This window comes from Lentilactobacillus sunkii DSM 19904, assembly GCF_001435575.1.
Taxonomy (GTDB): Bacteria; Bacillota; Bacilli; order Lactobacillales; family Lactobacillaceae; genus Lentilactobacillus; species Lentilactobacillus sunkii.
In genome coordinates this window covers 52,881-72,140 of record NZ_AZEA01000012.1, presented here as the reverse complement: position 1 = coordinate 72,140, position 19,260 = coordinate 52,881, and the positions used below count along the sequence as shown (strand labels likewise).

Below are 19,260 nucleotides of genomic sequence, written 5' to 3'. Positions count from 1 at the left end.
GCTGATCAACTTGAGTCAACAAAAACTTTTTAATATTAACACGTTTCGTTGTAGTACTCGTTCAAATCAGCATATATAAATATATCGAATTTTTGCGTGCAAGTCAAGATAAAAATTGAAATTCATCTTCAAAAAATATGAATTGGTCTATCACACTGATCAGACAGGAATATATGATGACAGCGAATGAACAAAATTACAGTTAAAGAACAATATAAACTTCGGCAAAACAAAAAAGCAATCCACACAATGGATTGCTTTTGAAATCTCTAATCATTGTTCGTATTATCTTCAGGACGCATAGTTGGAAACAGAATAACATCTCGAATTGATGGCGCATCAGTTAAAAGCATAACTAATCGATCAATTCCGATTCCAAGTCCACCTGTAGGCGGCATGCCATATTCAAGGGCCTCAATATAATCTTCATCAATACCCTCAGCTTCTTCATTGCCGGCTTTTCGTTCGGCAACTTGGGCTTCAAAACGCTGACGTTGATCGATTGGATCGTTCAACTCTGAAAAGGCATTTGCAAACTCGTTGGTAAGAATGTAAAGCTCAAATCGATCGGTAAACCGAGGATCATCTGCGTTCTTCTTTGCCAATGGAGATATTTCAACAGGATGACCATAAATAAACGTTGGTTGTTGCAGCTTGGGTTGAACAAGTTCCTCAAAGAACGCATTAATGATATGACCAGTCTTCCACCATGGTTCATAGTGAATATGATGCTCATCAGCAAGCTTTTTAGCGTCATCATCAGACATCGGCTTCCAGAAATCAATGCCGGTATATTCTTTGATTGCATCAACCATGTGCTGACGCTTAAACGGCTTATTCAAATCGACACTCGTGCCCTGGTAAGTCACAACATTATCATCGGTAACAGCAGCGGCTGCTGCCTTAAAAATACCCTCAGTTTCGTCCATGACATCATGGAAGTCATAATAGGCCACATACGACTCAAGCATTGTAAATTCAGGGTTATGGCGTGTATCCATTCCTTCATTTCTAAACACTCGGCCAATCTCATAAACTCGTTCAAGACCACCAACAATCAATCGCTTCAAATGGAGTTCCAAAGCAATTCTTAAATATAAGTCAATATTTAAAGCATTGTGATGGGTGATAAATGGACGGGCGTTAGCACCACCTGCAGAATTATGCAATACAGGTGTTTCAACTTCCTGATAGTCGTTTGAATCTAAATATTTACGAACAGCGGAAATAATCTTAGTCCGCTTTACAAAGCGATCAAAACTGTCCTGATTGGAAATGAGGTCCAGGTAACGTTGACGATAACGCTGTTCCTTATCTTTCAAGCCATGAAATTTATCTGGAAGTGGTCGTAAAGCCTTTGACAAGAAAGTAACCGATTCTGCTCGAACGGTTAGCTCTCCCATATCAGTCTTGATGATTTGACCGGAAATACCAAGATGATCACCAATATCAGAACGCTTAAAGATATGGTAAACATCATCACCGACAATATCCTTACGAACATAAATCTGAATTTTACCGGTACGGTCTTTAAGGTCGGCAAAGCCAACTTTTCCCTTACCACGCTTGGCAATCATTCTGCCGGCAATGGTGACTTTTTTGTCCTTCTCCATCAATTCGTCTTTATCTTCATCATCAAAATCTTTATGAAGTTGTTCAGCAAGATATGTACGCACGAATCGATGTCCAAACGGATCGATTCCTTCCTTGCGTAATTCGTCCATCTTTTGACGACGGACAATCATTTGATCATTCATTTCTTTATCTTTGGCCACTGTGAAACCTCCTAAATGAAAATTTACTATCTAATCATAACACAAAAAGCGCCGCATTTATTGTGCTATCCGATGCTGACGCGCTTTTCTCTGTTCATTTTTTTCGAGGAATTCATCAAAAATGTCATCCATCGCTGCTTCCCCAGACGCGTTGGTCAAAGCGACTTTGGTTCGTGCAGAGTGAGAAATCCCCTTTAGGTAATATCCGGCCTGACCGCGAAATTCATGAGACCCGATGTAATCACCTTTCAGCTCAACCAAACGATGTAAGTGTTCCTTGGCAGTCACAACTTTTTCCTCAGGGGTTGGTGTCGGCAAAAGCTCACCGGTTTCCAAATAATGTTGCGTCTGCTTTAAGATCCAAGGGTTTCCTTCGACAGCACGGCCCATCATCACAGCATCTGCGCCTACTTCAGTCAGCATCTTCTTGGCATCCTGCGGTGTCTTGACATCACCATTACCCATAAACGGAATGTGAATCTCGTCTGCAACCTGCTTCAAAATTCCCCAGTCAGCATGGCCTTCATACATCTGTTTTCTGGTCCGTCCGTGCATTGCCAGTGCGGAAGCACCCGCTTTTTCAGCAGCAAGGGCATTTTCCACCGCAAATATGTGGTCCTTATCCCAACCAGTCCGCATCTTGACAGTAACCGGCTTTTTAACCGCATCGGTCACATACGAAACCATTTCATAAACTTTCTTTGGGTCAAGGAGCCAACGTGCACCTGCATCGGTCTTAACGACTTTATTAACCGGGCACCCCATGTTGATATCAATGATATCGGCTGCGGTGTTTTGATCAACAAATTTGGCTGCCTCTACCAACGTTTCCTTAGTTCCACCAAAAATCTGAATACTCATTGGATGTTCACGTGGATCCACAAACATCATATCCAACGTCTTTTTGTTCTTATACATGATGCCGCGATCCGAAATCATTTCACAAACCACAAGACCCGCACCATATTCCTTACAGATAATTCTGAATGCAGAGTTTGTGACCCCAGCCATCGGAGCAACCACGAGCTGATTAGGGATCGTAACATTACCAATATTCCATTCCATGCTTTCACCTCAAAATTCGTTTATCCATTGTGAAATTCTGTTTGCTATATTATCACACATTGCTAAAAATATGTAGCAAACTTTATTTGTGTCCCTTTGCTTTGGCAACTTTGATGATCTTAGACAGTTCATCCTCACCAAAATGGTACTTACTTTCACAGAAGTTACACGTCACATCAATTCCCTTATCTTCCTTCAGCATTGTTTCCAACTGGGGAACAGGAATGCCTTCAAGGTCTCGACCGAACTTGTTCTTGGAACAATTACAATAAAATTCAACTGGTACTTTATCAAGAAAATGGAGCTTTCCCTTGCCAAAAATTAATTCCAAAATATCTTCCGGTCGCTGATTATCCAACAGTAGTTCTGAGATCATTGGCATTTCTTTAATGCGCTGAACGACCTTGTTAATCGCATCGTCCGTTGCATCAGGAAGAACTTGAACAAGATATCCACCGGCAGCTCCAATGGTATTGTCATCGTTCACAAATACAGAAACCCCAACTGCTGAGGGAATCTGTTCCGATTGTGCCAGATAGTAGGTGAAATCATCTCCAATTTCTCCGGAAGCCAGCGGAACACTCCCTGTATAAGGATCTTCCCCTTCAGCTGCCCGGCTCACTTCAATAAAACCGTTAATGCCGACTGCCTTCCCAACATCAATCTTATGATTGGCGTTTAATGGCAGATGAATATGTGGATTTTGAATATATCCTTTCACATGTCCATTAGAATCGCTATCGGCAACTATTTGGCCAACTGGCCCTTTTCCATCGATCTTAACGGTAACTGCTTCACCATTCTTCTCTACCGACTCCGCCAACATGACCGTACCAACTAAAGTCCGACCCAATGCAGCTGACGATGCACTCCACGTATCGTGATCCTTTTGAGCAGTTGCAACCATTTGCTGCGCGTTTACGGCATATGCACGAAACATGCCATCGTTTGTCGTTGCTTTTACTAAATAGTCATCCATTTAATTACACCTCATCTAAAAATAAAAACGAGTTTAGAGATAATTCTACTCTAAACTCATCCTTACAATATTCAACTAATTATTGTCATCATGATCATGATTGTTATCTTTTGGCTGATCGTTCTTGGAAACATCATCCGGCTTTTCAGGTTCGTCAGATCCGTTATCAGCTGTAGAATTTTCGGCTGAGTTATTCGATTGACTATCTGAACCGTGATCTTTTTCCAATTCTGCCTGTCGTTCTGCTTCCTTACGTTCCAGTTCACGTTTTGCTTCTTCAAAAGTAGCAGCCCGTTCGCTTGGGAACTCACTGGTATCGGAGCTTTCAGGCATCTTGCCGTCATTCCAAAGTGAAAGAATTTGTTTCTCATCAAGCGTTTCGTATTTAAGAAGCGCTTCAGCAATTAACTTATGCTTATCACGATGCTCTTCAATGATCTTCTTAGCAGTATCATGAGCTTCGTTTGTTAAACGACGAACCTCTTCGTCAACTGCAGCACCGGTTTCTTGAGAATATCTCGGACCATAAGTATCTTGGGCAGGATTTTCAAGTTGAACCGGACCAAGGCGTTTACTCATACCATACTGAGTAACCATTGCCCGGGCAATATTAGTTGCCTGTTCAAAGTCATTTGAAGCACCTGAAGACTGCGAATCAAACACAATTTCTTCAGCAGCACGACCACCCATTAAACCAGCAATTTGTTCCATTGCGTCTTTCTTAGACATTAATTGCTGATCTTCACGAGGAAGCATGATTGCGTAACCACCGGCACGGCCACGAGGAACAATAGTTACCTTGTGGACCACTCGAGCATCATTTAAGACCAATCCAACAACTGTATGACCGGCCTCATGATAAGCAACGGTTTCCCGTTCCTCTTTTGAGATAACCCGGTTACGTTTGGCGGGTCCGGCAATAACTCGATCTTCTGCTTCATCCAGATCACTGGCATCGATTTGCGTCTTGTTGCGTCGAGCAGCAAGCAATGCGGCTTCGTTTAACAGGTTAGCCAAATCGGCACCAACAAATCCAGGAGTCTGCTTTGCAATTTCATGAAGATCAACATCGTTAGCCAATGGTTTGTTCTTTGAATGAACTTTCAGAATTGCTTCACGACCATTAATATCAGGACGACCAACCAAAATCTTCCGGTCAAAACGACCTGGACGAGTCAAGGCTGGATCCAAAACATCGGCACGGTTGGTAGCGGCAATGACAATGACACCTTCATTACCACTAAATCCATCCATTTCAACCAGTAATTGGTTAAGGGTTTGCTCACGTTCGTCATGACCCCCACCCATTCCGGCGCCACGACGGCGACCAACGGCATCAATTTCATCGATAAAGATGATGGCTGGAGCAGCCTTCTTGGCTTGATCAAACAAGTCACGAACACGGCTGGCACCAACACCAACAAACATTTCAACGAAATCTGAACCAGAGATTGAGTAGAATGGAACTCCGGCTTCACCGGCAACCGCTTTGGCAAGCAAAGTTTTACCAGTACCAGGAGGTCCCTCGAGGAGCACACCATGTGGAATGGTGGCTCCAAGAGTGGTGAATTTCCTTGGATCTTTTAGAAATTCAACAACCTCAACAAGTTCTTGTTTTTCTTCCTCTTCACCAGCAACATCTGAGAAACGAACCTTGTTTTGCTTACTGTCGGCTGGTTTAGCTTTAGACTTGCCAAAGCTCATCACTTTGCCATTTCCGCCGCCTTGACCGCCAGCACGGCCCATCATCATATAGAAGAACCAGACAAACAATAACAGTGGTAATACATAAACCAGTAGATTTACCCAAAAGCCACTTGATTCTTCCGGTTTGGCATTCATCTTAACATTGTTAGATTGAGCTGCCTTGGTGATTTCAGCAATTGAGGAGTTGTTCTCGAGGACAGTGGTGGTGAATTTGGTAACGGTCTTTGATTGGGTTTGGTTACCACCAATCAATCCAGACTGCACCTGTACCTTTTGACCTTGTCTATAAGTACCGGTTACCTTATAGACTCCGCCAGTTGGCTGTACTGAAAAGTTTTTTACTTTGTCGTCTTTCAAGTTCTTAACAAATTGACTTGATTGAATTTCTTGTGATGTGGTCTGGTTAGTATTTCCATTAAAGAAATAAATAACCCCCATTATCAATAGAAATATGACAATGTAAAATAGACTATTTTTAAAAAGCCCATTTTTATTCGAGTTCATCAACGTCCTCCTCAAAACTAAATATTTTCATGTTGATAGTCAAAATACTAACACACTTGACCTTTTTTGACCATTACTTGTTTGTATAAATTTCCGGCTTTAGGACACCAATGTACGGCAGATTGCGATACTTCTCGTCGTAATCAAGCCCATAGCCGACAACAAACTCGTTGGGAACCTTAAAACCAATGAAGTCAGATTCAGCGTGAACCTCTCTACCCGCTGGCTTATCCAACAAAGTACAAACCTTAATTGAATTGGCCCCGCGATCAGCAAATGTATCCTGAAGAAACTTGAGCGTTCTGCCAGTATCAACGATGTCTTCAACAATCAAAACATCCCGGCCCTTGATATCGGTATTGATATCCTGCATTAACTCAACAGTTCCTGAAGATTCCGTTGCACCATGATAACTGGAAACATCAATGAAATCAATCTGCACATATGCATCAACAGCTCGGACAATGTCTGTCATAAAGAAGATTGCGCCCTTCAAAACACCGACAACAACCGGTGTTTTCCCGGCATATGTTTTGGAAATTTCTTTTCCAAGCCGCTGACAGGCTTCTTCAATCTCTTCTTTGCTGTATAGAACTTTTAAGATGTCGTTATTCATCACTAATTCCTTTTCTTTCAGATATATTATTTTCATTGATTTCAATTAAACACCAGTGTCTTAAATTCGCCGTATCTTCAGGAACGGCCGAATTCTTAACTCCAAGAACTGATAAAACGGTACCCCGGTTAGTCACCAAAACCTGTGCCCGTTTCCGCCGAGGATTGGGTACTTTGGCGTTGATCAATACCCGGCCGACTTTTTGATGCCTGCCTTGACCAATTGAAATGCGGTCACCGACAGTTACTGGCCGGACTGATAACGGAAAGTCATCATCTGCCAAATATAAATCATGCTTTTTGCCCATATTAGGTAAATGCTCATCCGAAAAAACACCAAATTTGAATGACTCATTCAGTGAATACCATCTGTCTAATATTACCATAAAAGTACGACTTTTTTCAGGATTACCAACGAAATTTTGTGGTTGCTTTAAAATTGTAAGGACTTGATATTCCCGACGAACCTTCCAACCATCTTCAAAATCCAATTGACCCTGCGGTGTTTCGTCATGATCAACAAGCCGGAGGACCGATACAACCTGGTTGATGGACACATCAGGAATATGTAGGATTCGTTCCATGACTTGTTGGATGGCTAACTGAACGACGTCTGGGGAATGCTTTTTCAAACTATCCAAATCGATTTGGACTGTTTGATGATCAGATACAGTAACCGTGCTGTTAATAATTGGTTCAATCAATTCCGCGACTGCCGTCAATACAGTGGCCAACTGTGCCGTATAACTGTGAATGTGGGGCAGCAGCTTAGGATTCTCCTGTTTTAACATCGGAACAACCTCATGACGAATTCGATTGCGCTGAACGGACAATTCTTGGTTGGTAACATCTTCATACCATTTAATATTTTTAGAAACGGCAAAATTCCGCAACTGTTCTTTGCTAAATCCCAGTAATGGTCTTACAAGCATTCCCTCATCAAAATCGCGGGCCTCAGAAATCCCCACCAGTGATGAAAGCTGCCCACCGCGAACCAGTTTCATTAATACCGTTTCTGCAAGATCATCCCCATGATGAGCGGTTAATAAGTACCGACTGCCAGTGTTTCTCAAAACTTTCCGAAAAAAATTGTAGCGAAACGTCCGAGCAGCTGCTTCCGTTCCTGATTTTGGATGCATTTTCGGCTGCCACACAGCCTGTTCTAATTGAAGCGCATGTGATTGACAGTAATCATGGATAAAATTAGTTTCAACCACACTTTGGTCACGCAATTGATGGTCCACATAAGCAACAATTATCTTTGGCCGCTCACTCACCGGCAGATGCATAACCAAAAATAACAGGGTCATCGAGTCTACGCCAGTTGAGACTGCGATAACGACCTTTTCTCCTGCCTGCCACCAATCTTTTTGCTTAACAATCAAATTAAACTGAGCTTGTAAGTCCACCAACTGCCTCCACTAAGGTTTCCAATAAAACAAAGGTGGCCGGCAGCAATGATTCTTGCCCCAGCCACTAAAAATGTTCATTTAAAATATCTAATCCGTTTTAACTCCGACGACCGCCACGTCCACCGCGCTTGCCTTCGGTATTCTTTCGCAAAGTTGAAAGACGATCTTCACTTTCCTTTAAAAATCCCGACATCATATCGTCAAAACTTTCTTCGTGGTTACTTGAATGATTATTATGTGCAGAATTTCCTCCACGTGAATGGTAACTGTGAGACTCATGATTACCGTGATTCTCATGGCCTTCATGATTGTTTTCGTGAAAGTTTCTGTGAGAATGATTTTCGTTTTTGGAATTTTCATGTTCGTGATTATCCGACGCCTTGCGAATAGAAAGACTAATCTTGTTATTGCCCTCAATCTTGAGAACCTTAACGGTGACGTCATCCCCCACTTTTAAAACATCGTGAATATCCTTAACAAATCCGTCAGAAACTTCGCTGATATGAACCAAACCGGTTCGATGATCACCTAAATCAATAAATGCACCAAAATTTGTGATTCCGGAAACTTTACCGTTAACTTTTTCTCCAACTTCAATTGCCATCTAAAAAAATGTTCCTCCCATGTAATAGTGTAACCAGTATATCATATTTTAATTTATCCCGACCAGCCATTGTCAAAATAAAACCAGTGATGAAATACATCACTGATTTTATTTTACATCATAATCATTAACATCTTTCGGTGCCTTATTAGGGAAACTATAAACTGTTTCGCCAGGCTTCGTATAATAATAACGATCACGAATAATTTGTTGAACGTAACTTTTATCGTTTAATTGTGCAACCTGAGCTTTTAACTGCTTATTATCTGCTTTTTGTTGTTGCAGATTCTTCTGCTCACGGGCAATTCGAACGTGAACATCAGCATAATTGACTTTGGCACGAACAATCTGAATTAGAAAGATTGATGCAAAGAACAAGAAAATGGCAATAATAATCAAGGCACGCTTCTTCCGTCTACTGGACAAAACTGCCGTAACCTTCGAATTATTAAGTTCAATTTCTCGACGTCTTGTAAAATCGTTGTCGAGCTTCTGTACTTTCCCATTTTGTTGCTGCATGCTAAATCCCCCGATCATTCGCACGTTCTAAATAAATTATACCAACATATCATCATTTGTCTAGGTGAACCAGAGGATTATTACAACTTTTGTGAATTATTTAGCTACTCTTTACGAAAGTCGTGTTCATAATCCTCTGAAGTGATTTCATACATCCGTTCGGCATCATCTTTTTTGGTTGTGTCTAACAATTCTTTAACCAAAATTGTCAGTGTCTTATTCCCAAATTTGATGACAACCTCATCGTTGGGTTTGACCTCAGTAGAGGATTTTGCTGCTCGCCCATTAATGAAAATTCTACCTTTGTCGGCAATTTCTTTGGCCACCGAACGACGTTTGATAATTCTGGAAACTTTTAAAAATTTATCTATTCTCATGAGATGTAACTCCTTTAATTTTTAGAAACTTGCCCACCATCGGGATTGCGAGCCATTCTCGAATCGTAAATATTTTCAACAGCACACAGCCGCCAAAGAATATTGCAATGCCGGCAGGAATTCCAATACAGGAAATAATCAAAGCCTCAATTCTTAGGTTGGAAACGAGGTGCATCGCACCAATGCCTAAAGCAATCAATTTAACCGAGACGATCATAACCGCTAGAACTAATATCAGCTTTCCAATCTGATAATAAGAAATCAATTGTTTAAGATCACTTCTGCTTAAAACATTCATTAAACCAATCATCACCATCAAGCTTAACAGGGTTGCAAGACTTGCGCCAACTATCCCGATTCTGCTGACGAAGAATTGGTTAATCAGGATTTTGACCAAAAAGCCAGTGAGGATCGAAATCATCGTTTTTAAATACTTGTCTTTACTCTGCAAAATCACGTTATAAGTCATTAAAACGCTTGTTAGAATGATACTGACACAATACAAGCTGATGGTCGTATTCAACTCCGACGAAGCGAACAAAAGCCGGTTGATCTGTGGCATCAATGCAAACAGTCCGGCACTCATTGCCAGCGAAATGCCCAAGTTGGTTCTGAGATTTGTGGCTGCAACATGTTTAAAAGTGATATCCTGCTTGTGCTTATTTGCCAATACCAATCCAGGTAATACCGCAGTTGCCGACGCAATACTAAACACCTGCCCGAGCTGAACCAGTGTCTGGGAACGGTCATAGATCCCTTTAATATTTTGTGCGGATATTAGCGGAATGCCAAAAGCACGCAGTCCTGCTACGACAGAAAATGAATCGGCAAGTTGGAGTAACAGCATCACTGCGGAAACCAGACACAGTGTACCGCCTTCAAATAATATCCGCTTAACAAGCCCTGGGGTTTGAATCGGTAACCGCTGCTTGCGCCATTTTGTTGGTAATGATTGGCGTTTTATCCAGACAGCAATGAAAAGCAGTGCACAAAGTCCCGCAATCGGCGCTGACAGCATGGCAAACCGCCCCATTAGATAAGGATTTGCGGCGGATCGCACTGACCAATACCCAACCAGTAAAATGGTTGTCACACGAACAACCTGTTCGACGACTTGTGAATATGCAGTCGGCCGCATTTCCATATTGCCTTGAAAGTATCCTCGCCATGAGGACAAAAAGGGAATAAACAAAAACATCCAACTGACTGATTGAATGACCGGTCCCAACCGTAAATCATCCATACTATGAGCAATTAATCCAGCACCAAATTGCAATATACAAAAGATTATCAGGCAAATGACAAGTAAAATATTTTGAATTTTAAATGTCAATGCAATCTTGTCATTTGGGTCCTTGGTATCAACAATCAGTTTTGAAATAAACACCGGCAGCCCTGTCAAGGCAATCGTCATCCCGATCCCATAGATTGGATAAATTTGCTGGTAAACGTAAAAGCCAATATTGCCGACCATGTTCTGAAACGGGATTCGATAGACTGCGCTCAGGAGTTTTGCCACGAAAGACGCAATGGTCAATAGTAAAGTCCCTTTTAGGACCTGTTGTCTTCTTGAACTATTTTTCATGACTTTTTACCTTGCCACCCGCACGATGCTTATGCCGGGTTTCCGACAGCTGCTTGACTAATGCAATTAGCCCATCCAACCACTTTTTCATGTTTGGCTGAACAGTTAATTGAATCTGATATTTATCATTTTCGGTGTTAATTGTTGCTCGGAATTTTGTTTGAGCAATGGCTTCCAACAACTCCTTGCTCGAAAATTCTGCTCCGGCACGGGGCGAAAACGTCACAATAATTTTGGGCTTGTCTTGATGGATTTTATCTACCAGTGCATAGTCGGAATACATTTTCAATTGAGAAATCTTTAGCAGATTAGCAACCGGATCGCCGTAATCTCCAAATCGGTCAATTAAGTCATCCTCAACTTCATGAAGCTGATCTTCATTTTCAATCTGACGAATCCGTTTGTACAATTCAATTTTCTGTTGATTATCCTGAATGTAATCACTGGGCAGGTATGCTTCCAAATCCAGCTCAATTGTCGAATCAGTTCTGAACTCATAACCCTTACCACGCTTTTTAGCAACCGCATCCGAAAGCATCTGTGTATACAAATCATATCCAACGGAATCAACAAACCCATGTTGCTGCTTTCCCAAAAGATTGCCGGCTCCACGAATTGATAGATCCCGCATCGCTATTTTAAAACCGGATCCCAATTCGGTGAAATCTCGAATTGCTTCCAAACGCTTCTCACCGATCTCAGTTAATACCTTATTCGGCTTGTACATGAAATATGCGTACGCAACCCGACTGCTCCGGCCAATTCTTCCACGGAGTTGGTAAAGCTGTGAGAGCCCCATTCTATCGGCATTTTCGACAAACAAAGTGTTGACGTTGGGAATATCCACTCCGGTTTCAATAATGGTGGTGGTTACCAAAACATCATATTCGCCATTAATGAAGTCATATAGAACATCTTCCATCTGATTTTCCGACATTTGGCCATGGATATAACCAATTCTCGCTTCAGGGACAAGGGCACTAATCTGTTCAACCGTCTTTTCGATATCCGATACCCGATTATGAAGGTAAAAGACCTGCCCACCACGAGACATTTCCCTTTGGATCGCTTCGCGAATGGTACCGGCATTCTGCTCGATCACATAAGTCTGAATCGGATATCGATTAGATGGTGGTGTTTCAATCACCGAAAGATCCCGGACACCCATCATCGACATATTGAGTGTTCGGGGAATTGGCGTCGCGGTCAATGTTAAAACATCAACGTCGGAACGCATTTCTTTAATTCGTTCCTTATGCTTAACTCCAAATCGCTGCTCCTCATCAATAATTAAGAGACCCAAATTATCAAATTTAACATCTTTTGACAAAAGTCGATGGGTTCCAACTACCACGTCCACTTTACCGTCTTTGAGCCCTTCAAGGGTTTCCCTAACCTGCTTGGCAGTCTGAAATCTGGAAAGTACCCGAACGGTGATTGGATAGTCGCGAAAGCGGTCCAACATGGTTTCATAATGTTGCTGTGCCAAGATAGTTGTGGGTACCAAGAATGCGACCTGCTTGCCGACCTCAATTGCTTTGAAAGCAGCTCTGAGGGCAACCTCGGTCTTACCATAGCCCACATCCCCTACCAACAGGCGATCCATGGGATGCTGAGTTTCCATATCCCGCTTAATTTCAGTGGCGCTACGGAGCTGATCCGGTGTCTCACTGTATGGAAATGCCGCTTCAAATTCTGCCTGAAGTGAATCATCTTGGGGATAGGCATACCCTTTTTCAGCGCTGCGCTTGGCATAGAGCTCAATTAATTCATCGGCAATGTCCTCTATCTTGGAAGCGACTTTCGCTTTGGTTTTGGCCCACTCACTTCCACCAAGTTTGTTAATCCGTGGATGTTTGTCTTCGGACGAGACATACTTCTGAATCAAATTAAGTTGAGTCACCGGTATGAACAGCTTGGCGTTATCTTTATAGGAAATGGTCAAATAATCCTGATGCTTACCATCCACTTCCATGGTCTTCATACCTTCATAACGGCCAATTCCATGGTTGACGTGAACAACATAATCACCAGGCTTTAGATCAGTGTAGCTTTTAATTCTCTCGGCATTGTTGAACGTTGTTTGACGCGGTCGTTTTTTTGCGACCGTTCCAAACATTTCTTTTTCTGTAATAATAACCAAATTTGCCATGGGCAATTCAAAACCATTTTCCAAATTGCTCGAAATTAACTGAACCTCATGAGGTAAAAGATGATCCTTATCGGTTTGAGTTGCCGTGATTTCAAAATCATTCAAGGTTTGAGCTACTTTGGCCAACCGTTTTTCATCATTGACCATAATAATCACAGCTTGTTTCATCTTTTGCCAGCGCAATATTTCAGTCCGAAGCATCGGCATTTGAGAAAAGAATTGCTGCATCGGCCGAACAGTGATGTCGACAATTGCATCCAGCCTCATTCGCCCCATCCCTTTTTGAAAAAGCGACAGGATTAAAGTGGCGTGCTTGTTAGCAGTGAAAGCCTTTTTGAAATCATTGGTATAAGTGGTCGACTTAAGTACTTCATAATGCTTGATCTTATCACTCAGCCACTCGCCGTCATCGCTTTGTAGCTGCCTGGCAGTGTCGGTAATTCGTGAATAATCATCAAAGATGACAACCCCATCATCATCAAGATAATCGAGAACCGAATACTGCTTGTCATAAATCATATCGGCAAACATCAGCCACCGCGGATCACTCAAGCCATTATCCAGATCCATAATCTGTGGCTCCAGATTGCCCTGCAGCTTCTTTGCGGCTTTCTCATCAAGCTTGGCCTGCTCAATTCTCAAACGTTTTGATAATTCGGCAACCACGGATTTTCGTTGTTCGTCGTTCATTAATAAATCAGTTGCAGGCAGTACATCAATACTGTCAATGTTTTTAAGACTCCGTTGATTAGAGACATCAAAGGTCCGCATCGAATCGACATCTGTATCAAAGAAATCAATTCTGACCGGATCCTGATGGTTTAATGGAAAGATGTCTAGAATTGAACCACGAATTGAAAAGTCCCCGGGTGCTGCAACCATTTTTTGAAAAACATAGCCCATTTGATGGAGCTGAAGCTTCAATTGTTCCAGGTCATAGGTACCATCCATTTTAATTCTTAATTTTGCCTGTTGAAATTGTTCTTTTGCAGGAACCAGTCGCCTAATCCCCGAAACGGAGGTCACAACAACGGCAGGTTCACCGCTTGCAAGTTTATTAAGAGCAAGCACTCGTTGGGCTTTATATTCGGGAGAACTGGTTGCCAACTCTGCAGCGCCCATTTCCTCAACTGGAAACTCAAATAATTGGTTTTGATCCAAAAGGTTTGACAGATCGTTCACAAGCTGATCGGCATGAAACAATGAATCAACGACAACAATGGTTGGCTTGTCAGTTGAGTGAATTAAATTATCAATCAGTAAACTTCGTGCTGATCCGCCAATTCCAGTCACTAATTGGCGCGTCCCTTTTTTCAGGGCTGAAACCAGTTCGGAATACTGAGGAATTGTTGTAATTAATTGATCTAACTTCAAGGTAGGTATCCTTTCATCAATTATACTGATTTTCCAAATCCGGAATTGTCATGCCATCAATCCAGTCATCTAATGCGTTAACTGCATGATCGGCAGCCTGTTTGAAAACGGGCGTCTGGTCTTTACTGAACCTTCCCAAAACATAATTGACCACTGTGTTGCCATGATCAGGATGGTCGATACCAACCCGAATTCGATCGAAGTTTTCCGTGCCGACACTGGCAATAATACTTTTAATTCCGTTGTGTCCACCGGCAGATCCCTTGTCTTTAATGCGAATCTTGCCGACTGGTAAATCCATGTCATCATGGACGATCACAATATCTTCAACTGGAATATCAAAGTAATCCATTAATGGTCGAACCGCCAAACCGGAATCATTCATAAAAGTTGTTGGTTCAACGACCAGCACCTTCTCGTTATTAACAAAGCCGGAACCATACTTGGCGTTCATTTTTCGCGTCTTAATTGAGATATCATGGCTCTTTGCAAATTGCTCAACCACCATGAACCCAGTGTTATGACGGGTTTTGTCATATTGTGGTCCGATGTTTCCTAATCCAACGATCATTTTCATTATTTAATTCATCCTCACATTTCTACCAACACAAAATGCTGAACAATGACTGTTCAGCTGTCGAAAAATTGATTAACAACCAGATTATATCATATCGGACCAGCTTTCCAACGCCCATCTCACATAAAAATCAAAGACCGTTTTCATGAATCCAACACCTTATCCATGCTATAATTGCTATGGTTCCATGTGGAATACACTAATATTTTGGAGATGATTTTTTTGACTTTGAAACGCCAAAAAGTAGCTTTAATCGGTGACGGTGCCGTAGGTTCATCATATGCATATGCAATGATGCAGCAGGGGCTTGCCGAAGAGTTTGTGATTGTCGACGTTGTGAAAGAACGAACTGAGGGCGATGCACTCGACCTCGAAGATGCACAAGCATTCACCTCCCCAAAGCACGTATACTCAGGTGACTACAAGGATTGTGAAGATGCCGACCTTGCAGTTATTACAGCTGGTGCCCCACAAAAGCCAGGTGAAACCCGGTTGGACTTGGTTAACAAAAACCTGAAGATTATGAAATCAATCATTGATCCTTTGGTTGGTTCAGGATTCAATGGGGTAATTGTTGTGGCTGCCAACCCAGTAGATATTTTGACTTACGCAGCTCAGAAATTCTCTGGTTTTCCAAAGAATCGTGTCTTTGGCAGTGGAACTTCACTGGATACATCACGACTCCAAGTTGCTTTGGGCAAGAAGCTCCAGATCAATCCACAGTCAATCAGTGCTTACATTTTAGGTGAACACGGTGATTCTGAATTTGCTGCATATTCAGCTGCCCAAATCGGTGGCCGCCCATTCATGGACGTTGCCAAAGAAGCTGGCTTGTCAACTGATGACTTAAAAGAGATTGAAGATCAGGTTCGTCATAAGGCTTACGAAATTATCAACCGAAAAGGCGCCACATTCTATGGTGTTGCAACCTGCTTGATGCGGATTTCAAAAGCAATTCTGCGTGATGAAAACACCGTATTGCCAGTTGGTGCACCTATGGATGGTGAATATGGCCTCCACGATGTTTACATTGGTTCACCTGCCGTAGTCAATGCATCAGGAATTCAAAAAGTGATTGAAGTTCCTCTTAATGCCGACGAAGCTGCCAGCATGAAAGCTTCTGCTGAAACTTTACAGAAGACAACTGCTGATGGCATGGCAGAACTTTAATTTTTACATTTTTTTCACTGAAACCATGGGCGTTCATTTGACCCATGGTTTTTATTTGAGCCAAATTAATTGAATTTGTTAAAGTATTTTCAAAGAGTCGGCGCTTTCTAATTTATTTAAAGAATAATGAGAGTAATTCGGATTTTGATATTCTTTTATAAATTTCTCTATGTTATTATAGTGGTATACAGCTTAAGTTGGAGGAAATAAACATGCTATTAAAAACATTAGTCAAGCCCAAGGAACGACTAGTTACCGTCAAAGAAGACGCGACTTTGGAAGAGGCATTACAAACCCTCGAAGACTCGGGTTATCGTTGTGTACCAATTCTTGATGAAACCGGTAAGATTTTTCGTGGAAATATTTATAAGATGCACATTTACCGCCACAAGTCTCGTGGTGGGGATATGTCACTCCCTGTTACCACTCTCTTGAAAAATGCTACCAAGTTTATTAACGTTAATTCAGCCTTTTTCCAGGTATTCTTTTCAATTAAAGATTTGCCATACATCGCTGTTTTAGATGAGCGTAACAACTTCTATGGTATCTTAACTCATACCCGTCTGTTGGATATGCTTTCTCAATCTTGGAACGTCAACATCGGAAGTTATGTTCTAACGGTCGTTGCCAGTGGTGAACGTGGTGATCTTGAAGAAATTGCCAAAATTATCACAAAATACACAAGTATTGCGAGCGTTATTTCCTTAGATGCTCAAGAAGGTGAACTTGTTCACCGGATCATGTTTACCCTCCCTGCCGAGGTCGACCAGGATCGCTTAAACAGAATCATTGCGGCATTGGAACGAAAAGAATTCAGGGTTCCTGAAGTGGAAAACTTACAAGAAGAAAAGAACTAATTGATATTTTCAATTATGACCAAAAAACGGACACCTATATGTAGGCGTCCGTTTTTATATATTGGTAAAATGTGATATTTTGAATCGTTGTTAGCTTTGTGTGATGTTTTATGTATTGTGGTCCGTCACTAGCCTTTAGCCAATCCCAAGCTTATCTTTATTGCTTTATCGACTTTACCCATAATAGATGGATCGAGATGGGTAACCTTGTCCTTTAACCTTTGCTTATCAATGGTTCTGATCTGCTCGAGTAAAATAACCGAATCTCGTTCTATTCCATCGCCAGCTAAAATCCCCACATGAGTTGGCATTTTGGGCTTAGAAATTCTGGCGGTAATCGCGGCAACAATGACGGTTGGGCTGTAATGATTGCCAATATCATTCTGGACAATCAAGACAGGCCGCATACCGCCCTGCTCGGAACCGATAACTGGTGATAGATCAGCATAAAAAATGTCTCCACGTTTAAAAATAACGTCAGTCACCCTCATACCTCCCATCATCGTAATTTACATTACTGCAAATTTCGTAATCTTTGACGATACTGAGTTAAATGGATATCAGCGTCTTCTTCACAGCAAGAAAAGTCATTGCTGATTTGGCGATTTAAACTACCCATCTCACGATACCCCTTCATTAAGCCATCAATGACTTTGGGATCATCAAAAAAATAGTTGATTGCAATTTCAACCGCTGCACTCTCGGATATTCCAACCGTTGAACTAAATTGTTCCAACCGATCTGCAATTCGATCGTTAATCATAACTGAAAAATGCTTTGAATTAGTTGCTTCTTCCATGATATTTCCCCTATATGTTCAAGATTACTGTACTGTCTAATATAACATGAAATCATAGAAAATTATACATATTTTCTTCGTAGCCTTGAGCTGAAGCCACAAATTACCTCATAACTGATTGTTTTGAGATAATCAGCTACATCATCTGCTGTTATCTCCTGGTCACCTGACCTGCCGATAATCGTTACCTCAGTGCCATAGGGATAATTCTTTGGCATCCGAATCATAAATTGATCCATACAAACCCGACCGACAATTGGACATTTATGACCATCAATTAAGACCGAGAAGCCTTGCAGAGCACGGGGAATTCCATCAGCATAGCCAACCGGAACGGTACCAATCCACTGATCGTCATCGGTGGTGTAAGTTGCACCATAACCAATCGAGCGTCCCTTTTTGACCAACTTTGAGAAATCGAGTTCAGTCGTAACCGATAATGCTGGCTTCAGTTCGTATGGCACCTCAGAGATTTCACGTCCCGAAGGATTCAATCCATATGCTGAAATTCCAAATCGAACCATGTTGCCGCCACATACTTTGTGCCACAAGCTGGTGGCTGAATTGGCAACATGAATATACTTTGGCTTATTCTTAACCACAGACATAAAATCTTCAAAATTTTGATATTGAAATTTGAAATATGAATCATCTTGACTGTCCGCTGTTGCAAAATGGGTAAAAATCCCCTCAAACGCCATCCGATCATTATTATCATTCAATAGTCCAAGTGCTTCTTCAAGTTCCTTTGGGGTTTGAAATCCAATCCGACCCATGCCGGTATCCAAAGCCAGGTGAACATTCAATGGTCGCATCGCATGACTATCCTGTAAAAGCTTGTTGGCACTTCGCAGCCACTCACTTGACCCTACCGTTAACGAAATGTTTTGCGAAGCAGCCAAGTATGCCAGTTCCGGATCGGTGACCCCTAGAACTAATATTGGCTTTGTAATGCCCGCATGTCGTAGTTCCAATGCTTCATCCAAAATGGCCACACAGAATCCACCGGCACCGGCTTTTTCGGCCACACGGGCGACTTGAATCGCTCCATGACCGTACCCATCGGCTTTGACCACCTGAAACAATACAGTACCAGGATCAAGTCGCTTGACCGCATGCTGAATGTTCGAATAAATTGCGTGTAAATTAATTGTTAATTGTGCGTTGCGTAAGTTTCCAACTGTCATTT

General features: G+C 41.8%; 17 protein-coding genes. 2 read left to right on the top strand and 15 right to left on the bottom strand.

The window, feature by feature from the left end; translation table 11 throughout:
* Nucleotides 1-269: 269 nt before the first annotated feature.
* The 12 genes from lysS to pth form a co-directional block, all read right to left on the bottom strand.
* Nucleotides 270-1,775 carry a lysine--tRNA ligase gene (gene lysS, locus FD17_RS08240; protein ID WP_057825498.1) on the bottom strand — a complete coding sequence of 502 codons (1,506 nt, stop codon included), beginning with the start codon at nucleotides 1,773-1,775 and terminating at the stop codon, nucleotides 270-272.
* 57 nt (nucleotides 1,776-1,832) lie between these two features.
* Nucleotides 1,833-2,840, bottom strand: a complete 1,008-nt coding sequence (gene dusB / locus FD17_RS08235; protein WP_057825496.1) for a tRNA dihydrouridine synthase DusB — start codon at nucleotides 2,838-2,840, stop codon at nucleotides 1,833-1,835.
* 82 nt (nucleotides 2,841-2,922) lie between these two features.
* Nucleotides 2,923-3,819 (bottom strand): Hsp33 family molecular chaperone HslO, encoded by an 897-nt coding sequence (hslO, locus tag FD17_RS08230; RefSeq protein WP_057825495.1) that lies wholly within the window; start codon nucleotides 3,817-3,819, stop codon nucleotides 2,923-2,925.
* A gap of 75 nt (nucleotides 3,820-3,894) precedes the next feature.
* Nucleotides 3,895-6,030, bottom strand: a complete 2,136-nt coding sequence (gene ftsH, locus FD17_RS08225; protein ID WP_057825493.1) for an ATP-dependent zinc metalloprotease FtsH — start codon at nucleotides 6,028-6,030, stop codon at nucleotides 3,895-3,897.
* A gap of 73 nt (nucleotides 6,031-6,103) precedes the next feature.
* Nucleotides 6,104-6,646, bottom strand: coding sequence for a hypoxanthine phosphoribosyltransferase (hpt, locus tag FD17_RS08220; RefSeq protein ID WP_057825489.1), 543 nt, complete (start codon nucleotides 6,644-6,646; stop codon nucleotides 6,104-6,106).
* Entirely contained in the window at nucleotides 6,639-8,054 is a 1,416-nt protein-coding gene (gene tilS / locus FD17_RS08215; protein WP_057825486.1) for a tRNA lysidine(34) synthetase TilS, read from the bottom strand. Before tilS ends, hpt begins: the two co-directional genes overlap by 8 nt.
* A 100-nt stretch (nucleotides 8,055-8,154) precedes the next feature.
* On the bottom strand, nucleotides 8,155-8,661 hold the full coding sequence (locus FD17_RS08210) for a S1 domain-containing RNA-binding protein (protein ID WP_057825484.1): 507 nt from the start codon (nucleotides 8,659-8,661) through the stop codon (nucleotides 8,155-8,157).
* Nucleotides 8,662-8,769: 108 nt separating this feature from the next.
* Nucleotides 8,770-9,180 carry an FtsB family cell division protein gene (locus FD17_RS08205; RefSeq protein ID WP_057825483.1) on the bottom strand — a complete coding sequence of 137 codons (411 nt, stop codon included), beginning with the start codon at nucleotides 9,178-9,180 and terminating at the stop codon, nucleotides 8,770-8,772.
* A 104-nt stretch (nucleotides 9,181-9,284) separates the two neighbouring features.
* Nucleotides 9,285-9,557 (bottom strand): RNA-binding S4 domain-containing protein, encoded by a 273-nt coding sequence (locus FD17_RS08200; RefSeq protein ID WP_057825480.1) that lies wholly within the window; start codon nucleotides 9,555-9,557, stop codon nucleotides 9,285-9,287.
* A complete protein-coding gene (locus tag FD17_RS08195; RefSeq protein ID WP_057825478.1) occupies nucleotides 9,544-11,142 on the bottom strand; it encodes a putative polysaccharide biosynthesis protein in 1,599 nt (532 codons plus the stop codon). The genes FD17_RS08200 and FD17_RS08195 overlap by 14 nt, the downstream gene beginning before the upstream one ends.
* Nucleotides 11,132-14,668, bottom strand: coding sequence for a transcription-repair coupling factor (mfd, locus tag FD17_RS08190; protein WP_235803196.1), 3,537 nt, complete (start codon nucleotides 14,666-14,668; stop codon nucleotides 11,132-11,134). Before mfd ends, FD17_RS08195 begins: the two co-directional genes overlap by 11 nt.
* A 16-nt stretch (nucleotides 14,669-14,684) precedes the next feature.
* Nucleotides 14,685-15,245 carry an aminoacyl-tRNA hydrolase gene (pth, locus tag FD17_RS08185; protein ID WP_057825476.1) on the bottom strand — a complete coding sequence of 187 codons (561 nt, stop codon included), beginning with the start codon at nucleotides 15,243-15,245 and terminating at the stop codon, nucleotides 14,685-14,687.
* Nucleotides 15,246-15,458: 213 nt separating this feature from the next.
* Between pth and FD17_RS08180 the strand changes: the two genes are divergently transcribed.
* Both FD17_RS08180 and cbpA read left to right on the top strand, forming a co-directional pair.
* Nucleotides 15,459-16,415 carry an L-lactate dehydrogenase gene (locus FD17_RS08180; RefSeq protein ID WP_057825505.1) on the top strand — a complete coding sequence of 319 codons (957 nt, stop codon included), beginning with the start codon at nucleotides 15,459-15,461 and terminating at the stop codon, nucleotides 16,413-16,415.
* Between the two features lie 212 nt (nucleotides 16,416-16,627).
* Nucleotides 16,628-17,272, top strand: a complete 645-nt coding sequence (gene cbpA, locus FD17_RS08175; protein WP_020281983.1) for a cyclic di-AMP binding protein CbpA — start codon at nucleotides 16,628-16,630, stop codon at nucleotides 17,270-17,272.
* A gap of 128 nt (nucleotides 17,273-17,400) precedes the next feature.
* Here the strand turns inward: cbpA and FD17_RS08170 are convergent, their stop codons facing one another.
* The 3 genes from FD17_RS08170 to alr form a co-directional block, all read right to left on the bottom strand.
* Nucleotides 17,401-17,775: a type II toxin-antitoxin system PemK/MazF family toxin gene (locus FD17_RS08170; protein ID WP_057825474.1), complete on the bottom strand. Its 375-nt coding sequence runs from the start codon at nucleotides 17,773-17,775 to the stop codon at nucleotides 17,401-17,403.
* An 11-nt stretch (nucleotides 17,776-17,786) separates the two neighbouring features.
* Complete coding sequence (locus FD17_RS08165) at nucleotides 17,787-18,071, bottom strand: hypothetical protein (RefSeq protein ID WP_057825472.1); 285 nt, start codon at nucleotides 18,069-18,071, stop codon at nucleotides 17,787-17,789.
* A gap of 62 nt (nucleotides 18,072-18,133) precedes the next feature.
* Complete coding sequence (gene alr, locus FD17_RS08160) at nucleotides 18,134-19,258, bottom strand: alanine racemase (RefSeq protein WP_057825470.1); 1,125 nt, start codon at nucleotides 19,256-19,258, stop codon at nucleotides 18,134-18,136.
* Between the last annotated feature and the right edge of the window lie 2 nt (nucleotides 19,259-19,260).

Excerpts from the sequence above, each read along its gene's own strand:
- dusB (WP_057825496.1), bottom strand. The coding sequence starts at position 2,840 with ATGGAATGGAATATTGGTAATGTTACGATCCCTAATCAGCTCGTGGTT.
- hslO (WP_057825495.1), bottom strand. The coding sequence starts at position 3,819 with ATGGATGACTATTTAGTAAAAGCAACGACAAACGATGGCATGTTTCGT.
- ftsH (WP_057825493.1), bottom strand. The coding sequence starts at position 6,030 with ATGAACTCGAATAAAAATGGGCTTTTTAAAAATAGTCTATTTTACATT.
- hpt (WP_057825489.1), bottom strand. The coding sequence starts at position 6,646 with ATGAATAACGACATCTTAAAAGTTCTATACAGCAAAGAAGAGATTGAA.
- FD17_RS08210 (WP_057825484.1), bottom strand. The coding sequence starts at position 8,661 with ATGGCAATTGAAGTTGGAGAAAAAGTTAACGGTAAAGTTTCCGGAATC.
- FD17_RS08205 (WP_057825483.1), bottom strand. The coding sequence starts at position 9,180 with ATGCAGCAACAAAATGGGAAAGTACAGAAGCTCGACAACGATTTTACA.
- FD17_RS08200 (WP_057825480.1), bottom strand. The coding sequence starts at position 9,557 with ATGAGAATAGATAAATTTTTAAAAGTTTCCAGAATTATCAAACGTCGT.
- FD17_RS08195 (WP_057825478.1), bottom strand. The coding sequence starts at position 11,142 with ATGAAAAATAGTTCAAGAAGACAACAGGTCCTAAAAGGGACTTTACTA.
- pth (WP_057825476.1), bottom strand. The coding sequence starts at position 15,245 with ATGAAAATGATCGTTGGATTAGGAAACATCGGACCACAATATGACAAA.
- FD17_RS08180 (WP_057825505.1), top strand. The coding sequence starts at position 15,459 with ATGATTTTTTTGACTTTGAAACGCCAAAAAGTAGCTTTAATCGGTGAC.
- cbpA (WP_020281983.1), top strand. The coding sequence starts at position 16,628 with ATGCTATTAAAAACATTAGTCAAGCCCAAGGAACGACTAGTTACCGTC.
- FD17_RS08170 (WP_057825474.1), bottom strand. The coding sequence starts at position 17,775 with ATGATGGGAGGTATGAGGGTGACTGACGTTATTTTTAAACGTGGAGAC.
- FD17_RS08165 (WP_057825472.1), bottom strand. The coding sequence starts at position 18,071 with ATGGAAGAAGCAACTAATTCAAAGCATTTTTCAGTTATGATTAACGAT.
- alr (WP_057825470.1), bottom strand. The coding sequence starts at position 19,258 with ATGACAGTTGGAAACTTACGCAACGCACAATTAACAATTAATTTACAC.